Source organism: Bacillota bacterium (genome assembly GCA_012837285.1).
Taxonomy (GTDB): Bacteria; Bacillota; DTU030; order DUMP01; family DUMP01; genus DUNI01.
In genome coordinates this window covers 1-7,605 of sequence record DURJ01000043.1, presented here as the reverse complement: position 1 = coordinate 7,605, position 7,605 = coordinate 1, and the positions used below count along the sequence as shown (strand labels likewise).

At 48.7% G+C, this 7,605-nt stretch carries 6 protein-coding genes; 3 read left to right on the top strand and 3 right to left on the bottom strand.

Going from position 1 to position 7,605, the window contains the following annotated elements; all coding sequences use genetic code 11:
* Window positions 1-29 precede the first annotated feature (29 nt).
* From GX016_02650 to GX016_02640, 3 genes are read right to left on the bottom strand one after another with little or no spacing between them, the layout of a single operon-like run.
* The gene (locus GX016_02650) at window positions 30-455 is read right to left on the bottom strand and encodes a hypothetical protein (GenBank protein HHT70465.1); all 426 of its coding nucleotides are present in this window, start codon (window positions 453-455) and stop codon (window positions 30-32) included.
* Window positions 456-477: 22 nt separating this feature from the next.
* Window positions 478-678, bottom strand: a complete 201-nt coding sequence (locus GX016_02645; protein HHT70464.1) for a gamma-glutamylcyclotransferase — start codon at window positions 676-678, stop codon at window positions 478-480.
* Between the two features lie 8 nt (window positions 679-686).
* On the bottom strand, window positions 687-830 hold the full coding sequence (locus tag GX016_02640; GenBank protein ID HHT70463.1) for a gamma-glutamylcyclotransferase: 144 nt from the start codon (window positions 828-830) through the stop codon (window positions 687-689).
* 272 nt (window positions 831-1,102) lie between these two features.
* On the opposite strand from GX016_02640, the gene GX016_02635 reads away from it, so the two are divergent.
* The 3 genes from GX016_02635 to GX016_02625 are packed head-to-tail and all read left to right on the top strand — an operon-like array spanning window position 1,103 to window position 7,377.
* Window positions 1,103-2,329, top strand: coding sequence for a hypothetical protein (locus tag GX016_02635; protein ID HHT70462.1), 1,227 nt, complete (start codon window positions 1,103-1,105; stop codon window positions 2,327-2,329).
* A complete protein-coding gene (locus GX016_02630) occupies window positions 2,310-4,106 on the top strand; it encodes a hypothetical protein (protein HHT70461.1) in 1,797 nt (598 codons plus the stop codon). The genes GX016_02635 and GX016_02630 overlap by 20 nt, the downstream gene beginning before the upstream one ends.
* Window positions 4,099-7,377, top strand: a complete 3,279-nt coding sequence (locus GX016_02625) for a hypothetical protein (protein HHT70460.1) — start codon at window positions 4,099-4,101, stop codon at window positions 7,375-7,377. Before GX016_02630 ends, GX016_02625 begins: the two co-directional genes overlap by 8 nt.
* Window positions 7,378-7,605 lie beyond the last annotated feature (228 nt).

The window sequence follows — 7,605 nt, the reverse complement described above, 5'->3', positions numbered from 1 at the left end:
AGTGACAGTTGTCAGCAGAGCAACTATCTCTACAACCGTGCCATGTCATAAAACTGCAAGCCCAAATCTTTATTGTTCCATTGCTTATCAGTTCCAATAATTGCACATTCCGTAGCCTTCGCCGAAGCTATTATTAAAGCATCGGGCAGCTGCTTGTGCACCTGCTCAAATTGCTCTTCCGTGATCAAATACATCCTGCCCAGCGTTCTTTCTTCCCTATTTTGCTGAGGATCAATGAAGGCAACACCGCCTCCGTTCCAAGAGTTGGATCTATTACCGAAGTATAGCCTGTGATGAATCACGATAGGCCTGTCCTTTATAGGCTCGCTCTTGTCTGCACAGCCCTTATAATCCTTGTTGTTAAGTTTGCAGAATCCACCCTTAACATAAAAGAGGAAGCGTTCTTTACTTAGATTAGAACCATAACAAGCGTACCACACATACTTATCAGTCATAATTTTCGCCTCCCTTGCATTGTCACCCATTCCAGGGCTGAGCACCAAATTCTACCTTGTCCTCCAGGCGAACCTCTCCGTTCCAAACATAGACATAAGCAGTAGTCTTAGTGTCACCTAACCAAACCTCAGCTGCTTGGCGGTTGTAAAGTCGCCCGTTACCCTCCAGAATATCCAATCGTTCCAAAGTCCCACCGTCAATCTCATAAAGCTCGCCCAGCACTTTTTCCTCTAAGTCCGGATACCCGGAAAAATGCCCAGGTGAAACAGAGCATATCCCGGCAAAACAGCCTGGCCTAAATATTTTTGCTCCTTTAGGTATCGGTCGTGGTTAGAGCGATCTTTCATCAAGGTTCCATATACAAATACCCTCATCAATTCAACTCCCCCCAAAATATCTAGTTTCTTCTATTCAATATCTCCACCACACTGTCTCTGATCTGGAAATCGGAGGCAGGAAATGAACCTCTTTCGTCTAAGTTTATAACGGGTCTCTTCACCTGGTTAATAAACACCGAGCAGCAGTTTTTGTCAGCAGCCCCACCTAGTTTGCTCGTAACAAGACCTAACTCAACAAGCCCATTGAGCCTGAATTTCAAAGGGCAGTGGATAATAATCAGTAATGAGCTATAGCGGAGTTGAAGAATATGAACCGCATTCAATTAGGTTGGATTGATTACTCTTCCGAACACCGAAATAAAGTACTGGCGGTGCTGAGCCTCCTTACAGCTCCAGGGGCCGTGGATGAACTGGGTATCGGACAAATCCGTGACGGGTTTGCGGATCTGCTATTCCCCGGCACGTCTACTATACATACCCGGGCGAAGTATTTCTTCCTCATACCTTATCTGTGCATGGAGCTGGAACAGCAGCGCAGCCTTGCGCCGAAGTCTTTCCTTCGGAAGCTTAACGAGATGGAATTGGATCTTATTGAACCCCTGAAAAATAGTGGGGAGACAGGCGTGATTGGAGCCACCGCAGGCAGGGGACTAAAACGGAAGCCTTCCAGCATTTATTGGACTGGACTGCGTACCTTGGGGATTTTTCGCTACCCGCATCTGTCTCTGGAGGACTATGCCCGGACAGTTTGTGCTGTAAATCAGGAACTGGCAGCCCAAAGGGCCCTGGGCCAAGGCACCGGCGATGAGCAGGCTCAAGATGATCTAGATGCTTACCAGAGCCGGGTTCCCGGCGGTTTTTGGCGCTGTCTGCCGCCACCGAAAGACTGGCAAAAACACGTCACCATCCAGCTGACGGCTGAAGAAGCAGCTTATCTCAAAGATCGAATTAATAAGGCACCCTTGACCCGAAATTCCCTCTTGGCCTATCTGACCAACCAAGACCCGGAAAAAATCCGGGCAATTGATCGGATTGAAGATCTGGGGCGGGTATTTCCTTTGCCGGATTCGATTCGTCATGTCTATGATATGGCAATACGTTTCTCCGATTTTATCTATGGCGCAACTTTGCGTTACAATGTAATACTTTCCACCGGAGAAAACAACGCGGCACTCAATCTCTGGGAAGCATGGCGCCAATCGCCTTTCGCCACTCTTGCCTTTGACGAATACAATCCTGATGAAGCTATGGATTTTCTGCGGATAAGCAATTACCGGTTACGTAGATTTCTGAGGCGATGGTGTGAAAGCTATCGGGCCGGCGATATTGAAACCGTGGATGAACTGATTGTGCAGCGCGAGATTGAGATTAAGTCGCGGGATCGGGCTAAACTGCGCAACCCTTCTGTGTACGTCTATCAGGATGGACACGGGATGCGAGGCGGGAAATTGGATTATCGCTATGGCAATGCCAAAGTAATTCTGGCGGATATTTTTGACGGATTGGAGAAAGCCCATGCTAAGACCATCAAGTGACCGACTAGACTACGGTGATTTACTCATACCGCCGCCGGAATATCAGGCAGATTTTGCCTTAGGCACAACCTACAGCCTGGATTTGGAAGCTCTGGTGGGATTCCCCTTGGCTTTGTTTTTGTCCGAGGAAATGAATGAGAGCCTGTTGAATAATCCTCTGGTGGCACTGGAAGGCTTGCGCCGCAGCTCCCAACGGATTGCGGTTTTATGCCAAGGTGGTCAGATCAAAGTACCGCAAAATCGAAATGCCGCCTTCTCCCTCTTAGAAAACAGTGTTTTCGAAGTGGTACTGCCACAGTATCGATCTTTTCATCCCAAGACTTGGCTAGTTCGCTATCAGGATCGGGAAAACCAGCCTCTTTACCGCCTGTTGGTTTTGAGTCGCAACCAAACTTTTGACAGAAGCTGGGACCTGGCAGTCTGTCTGGAAGGAAAACCGGCTGAAACACCGGAGGACGCCGCAGCGGCCACCAAACAAAACCGGCCTTTAATCGCTTTTGTAGAGTATCTGCGGGCTAAAGTCAAAGACCGCAAGAAACGTAATCAAATATCCCAAATGCTAACAGAACTGGTACATATTCGGTTCGACACCAATGACCCGAACTACCCTTCTTTCTCCTTTCTCCCCTTGGGAATTCCTCAATATGAAAAGCAGCCGAATGGACTGTTCGAAACCTACAAAGATCTGCTTGTTATCTCCCCGTTTATCAGCAAGGGTAAGGTGCAGCAGTTGAGTAACCTGGCCCTGTCCAACTCCACTCGCACGTTGATCACCCAACGGAAAGAAATTATGAAACTACCCCCGGAACTGCTGAAGGCATTTGATGTTTATGCCATGAAAGAAGCGGTGGTAGAAGGAGAGGAAGGCCTGAGCGGCGACGACTTAGATTATGAAGCCTATCAAAACCAGGACATCCATGCCAAGTTTTACGCCCGTTCTAAATACGGACAGCACTTGTTTTTCGTTGGTTCAGCCAACTGCTCTGAGCGCGCTTTTGGCGGCAATGTTGAGTTTTTGCTGCAGTTGCGTTATCGTAAACATGGATTTAGGATCCAGCATTTGCTGGACGACTTATTCGGCGCCGATGAAAGAGAGAATCCCTTTGAACAGATCAAGGAACTGCCGGAAGTCGATGCGCCCCAAACCACAGATACTGATTTGCTGGAAAAGGCCATCCGGCAACTGTGCCGCAGCCGTTCTAGAGCCGAGGTGATACCAGAAGGCTGGCAGTATCGGGTAACCATCAAGTTTAGCCGAATTCCACAAGACATAGACTTTACCATTGCTTCCTTAACGGGGCTACAGCCCGTGAAGCTGAAACAGACAACTAGCCTCCCTCTCTTTCCACTGGAGCAGCTAAGTGAGTTTTACCAGGTGACAGCCAGTAAAGAAGGTGCCTCTTTGACCCGGATAATCAAGATCAGAACCATCGGTATCCCCAAAGAACGATACAAAGCAATCTTTAAGTCCGTTATCCGCGATCGCGAAACCTTTATGAAGTACGTGGCCTATCTGCTGTCCGACAGCTGGCTTCTTTCAAGCCTGGAGCAGATGGGAACCGATCGGTTGGGTAAAGGCAAGTGGGCCGCCGGTTGGTTGCAAGGGCCGGTTCTGTACGAAAATATGCTAAAAACTGTGGCCCGGGAACCGGAACGCTTAAATGAGATCGACCGCGTTATAGAGCTAATAGATGACCCGGAAATCATTCCGAACTCCTTTTATCAGTTATATCAGACTTTTACTACGGCAGCAAGGAAAGTGAAAAAAAGTGATTGACCTGGCAGAAAAAGAAAAAGGAGTTTTATCAGGGTTGAAAGACTTTCAGCTGGCAACGGTGAACAGGGTGTACGATTTGTTTCGGCAAGGATTTCATCGAGTGCTGGTGGCTGATGAAGCAGGCTTGGGTAAAACCCTTGTGGCCAAAGGCGTTATTGCAAAAATGGCCAGCTATCATCAAACAAGACCGCAGAAAGACTTGTTTAAGGTGGTCTATGTCTGCTCTAATCAGAACATTGCCGAGCAAAATCTAAGAAAGTTGAAAGTCCATGCAGACGTTAAGGTGGATGGACTTTCAGACACTCGGTTATCGATGCAGCATCTGAAAATCTACGGGCAAATGCACGATCCAAGTATACGGGAAGGCTTCGTGCAGCTTATCCCGTTAACACCGGGCACCTCTTTCTCCATGACAGGCGGTTATGGCAGTGTGCTTGAACGAGCGCTCCTTTATGCCATTTTCCGGCGCATTCTATTCTTTACTCCTTATTTACCACAGCTGGAAGAACTGATGATGGCCCATGCCACCAAGGGCTGGCCAGGTTGGTCGCGTTGGTTTGAGCAACTGGTGGTCGAGGTGGATGAGAAGAGTGGCGGAACTTACTTAGGTCATATGCTGGCCAACGTAACTGCCTGCCTTAAGGCCGATCCGGAGCTGCTGCAGCTGGCTGAAACGGTGTTTACTTCAATTGAGGCCGTTGGTTACCGCAATACGCCAAGGGCAAATTACCTGATTCTGCGCTGGCGCAAAATGATGGCTGAAATCAGTGTGGAGATGATGGATGCTGACCTGGTGATCATGGACGAGTTTCAGCGTTTCCCTGAACTCCTTAGGCTGGACGAAGATAACGAAACGGCTATGCTGGCTCGCCGGTTTTTCAGCCCTGACAAAGACAAAGAGCACCATCCGTACATTCTCCTGCTGTCAGCAACCCCCTATAAACTATATTCCACCCTGGAGGAGATCCAACGAAACCGAAAAGACGAACACTACCAGGAGTTCATGGAGGTAATAGGTTTTCTCTTTGAGCACCAGGCGGACCTGCGCCAAGAGTTCAAGACTGCTTGGACAAACTATTCCACGACATTAAACGAAATCACCGGTGGCGACGCAGCACTCATAGTAGCCCGTAAGCAACGGGCAGAAGAATGTCTGTATGATGGTGTTTGTCGAACTGAGCGCATCAAGGTACCCGGAGCTTCAGAGTTAATTCAGGTGGAAACCGGGCACAGGCCCCTGAAAATCCACGAAGATGATATCCTAGCTTTCGTAGAAATAGACCGAGCGCTTTCGGAGTTAGGATTAAGCGGTGCAGCTTCGGTGGAATACATTAAGTCCGCACCTCTCATCATGTCGTTTATGCAGCACTACAAGCTAAAACAGAATCTGCAAGATAAAATAAAGACAGCGCCGGAGAAACTATCCCTGCTGAAAAGCCGGCGATTGTGGGTAAGCCGGCCTAAGATTGCCGGATACAAAGACCTAAAGGTAAGCCATGCCCGCTACAACAGGTTGAAGGAAGTAGCGCTGCCACCTCAAGCTGAAAAGCTGCTGTGGGTGCCGCCGGCTCTGCCCTATTATCCGCTGGGCGGACCATTTAATAATCAAGAGGGTTTCTCCAAGACATTGGTATTTTCGGCCTGGGAAATGGTTCCGCGGGCTATAGCCACCTTATTGTCCTATGAAGCAGAACGTTTGACCATCGGCAAACTAATTAGAAAAACACCCCGCACCGGACACGAGAGCCGTAGCTATTTTGCCAAAAAGCGTTTTCCGGCACCCAGGATTAGATTTGCCCTTAAAGATAACAAGCCAGAGAACATGAATTATCTTTGTCTTTTGTATCCCTCGGCCTCACTGGCCTCCCTTTACAACCCAATTGACGCCACAAATCGCAGGTTAAGCCTGCCCCAAATTCGAACCGAAATCGGACAAAAACTCAAAGATCAATTAGAGCAAATGAAATCCCGTGTACAGCGGGGAGATCAGCGCCAGGATGACCGCTGGTATTACGTGGTGCCGCTGCTGATGGATCAGGACCATCCAGCTATGAAGGCCTGGTTTCAAGAGCCGGTATTGCGCAACCTCACAGAAACCATAGATGGAGTCGACGAATATGAGGACGACAAAGGGATTCTTTCCCTGCATCTTCAAGAACTGAAAAGGTTGTATAACGAGCCAGACCTGCTGAACTTGGGCCGGATGCCTGGGGACCTGGTAGAGGTACTGGTTAACATGGCTATGGCATCGCCGGCAGTGTGTGCTCTTAGAATGCTGGATCCGGAGGCTCCTGAAGCCGTGGACTTGGCACTTCAACTGGCAAAAACCGTCGTGGATCGCTTTAACAATCCCGAAGCAATTGCTATAGTAGATTTGTCTTACGGTCAACCGGGAGAAGGGATCTACTGGAAACATGTCCTGCAGTACTGTCTGGACGGAAACCTGCAAGCTGTTTTGGATGAATACTCCCATATGTTGATGGAAGGATATGATTACAGCAAGCAAGATCGGCAAGAGCGCAATCGTGTGCTTACAGCGGACATGATTCGAACCCTCAAGACCCATACTGCCAGTTATATTGTGGATACCTACCAGAATTTCGGTGATCGGGTAAAGAACCCCCACAAAACCAGTCGTAAGGCCCGCCCCATGCGTATGCGTTCCCACTATGCCGTGGGTTTTTATGACACCAGAAGCGAAGGAACAAGCATTCAGCGGAAAGAAAACATCCGGCTAAGCTTTAACTCCCCCTTCCGGCCTTTTGTGCTGGCCACCACCTCTATTGGACAAGAAGGGCTTGATTTTCATTACTACTGTCGCAACATCGTTCATTGGAATCTCCCTTCAAACCCCATCGATCTTGAGCAGCGCGAAGGTCGTATCAACCGTTACAAATGCCATGCCATCCGCCAAAACATCGCCTACAAATATGGGGAAATGCTCTTCCGAAACGACATCTGGCAGGAAATGTTTGACCAAGCCCAGAAAAAAGAAAGCAACTCCAAAACCAGTGAGCTAGTGCCCTTCTGGTGTCTGCCCCAGCAGGGGGATGAATCGCAGCCTTACCAAATTCAACGTATTGTTCCCCTATACCCTCTGAGCAGGGATAGTGCCCGTTACGATCGGCTAATGAAGATTCTCGCCCTCTATCGCTTAAGCTTAGGGCAAGCCAGACAAGAAGAGTTAATCGATCACCTCTTTGAGACCGGATTTGAGGAAATAGGCGACCTGTTTATGAATTTGAGCCCGTACTTTAGAGCCTTGTCATAAGTTCCATACACAAACACCTGTATCAATCCAACTCACCCTCGATAGCCCAGGACTACTCCTGCCCATTCTGCCTAGCTTGTACAACAAACCTGCCGTTTTAACTACTTCAACTTCATCGAGAATGCCAAGGAGGAAATGTCAGCCGTGTTCAAGGACGTGGCGGTGCTAAATGTGGGTTTCGCGGCCGCTTGGTATATCTGCACCCCCTGCACAAAGGATCACGCTCCT

Coding starts and splice junctions, on each gene's coding strand:
- GX016_02650 (HHT70465.1), bottom strand. CDS start 455: ATGACTGATAAGTATGTGTGGTACGCTTGTTATGGTTCTAATCTAAGT.
- GX016_02640 (HHT70463.1), bottom strand. CDS start 830: ATGAGGGTATTTGTATATGGAACCTTGATGAAAGATCGCTCTAACCAC.
- GX016_02635 (HHT70462.1), top strand. CDS start 1,103: ATGAACCGCATTCAATTAGGTTGGATTGATTACTCTTCCGAACACCGA.
- GX016_02630 (HHT70461.1), top strand. CDS start 2,310: ATGCTAAGACCATCAAGTGACCGACTAGACTACGGTGATTTACTCATA.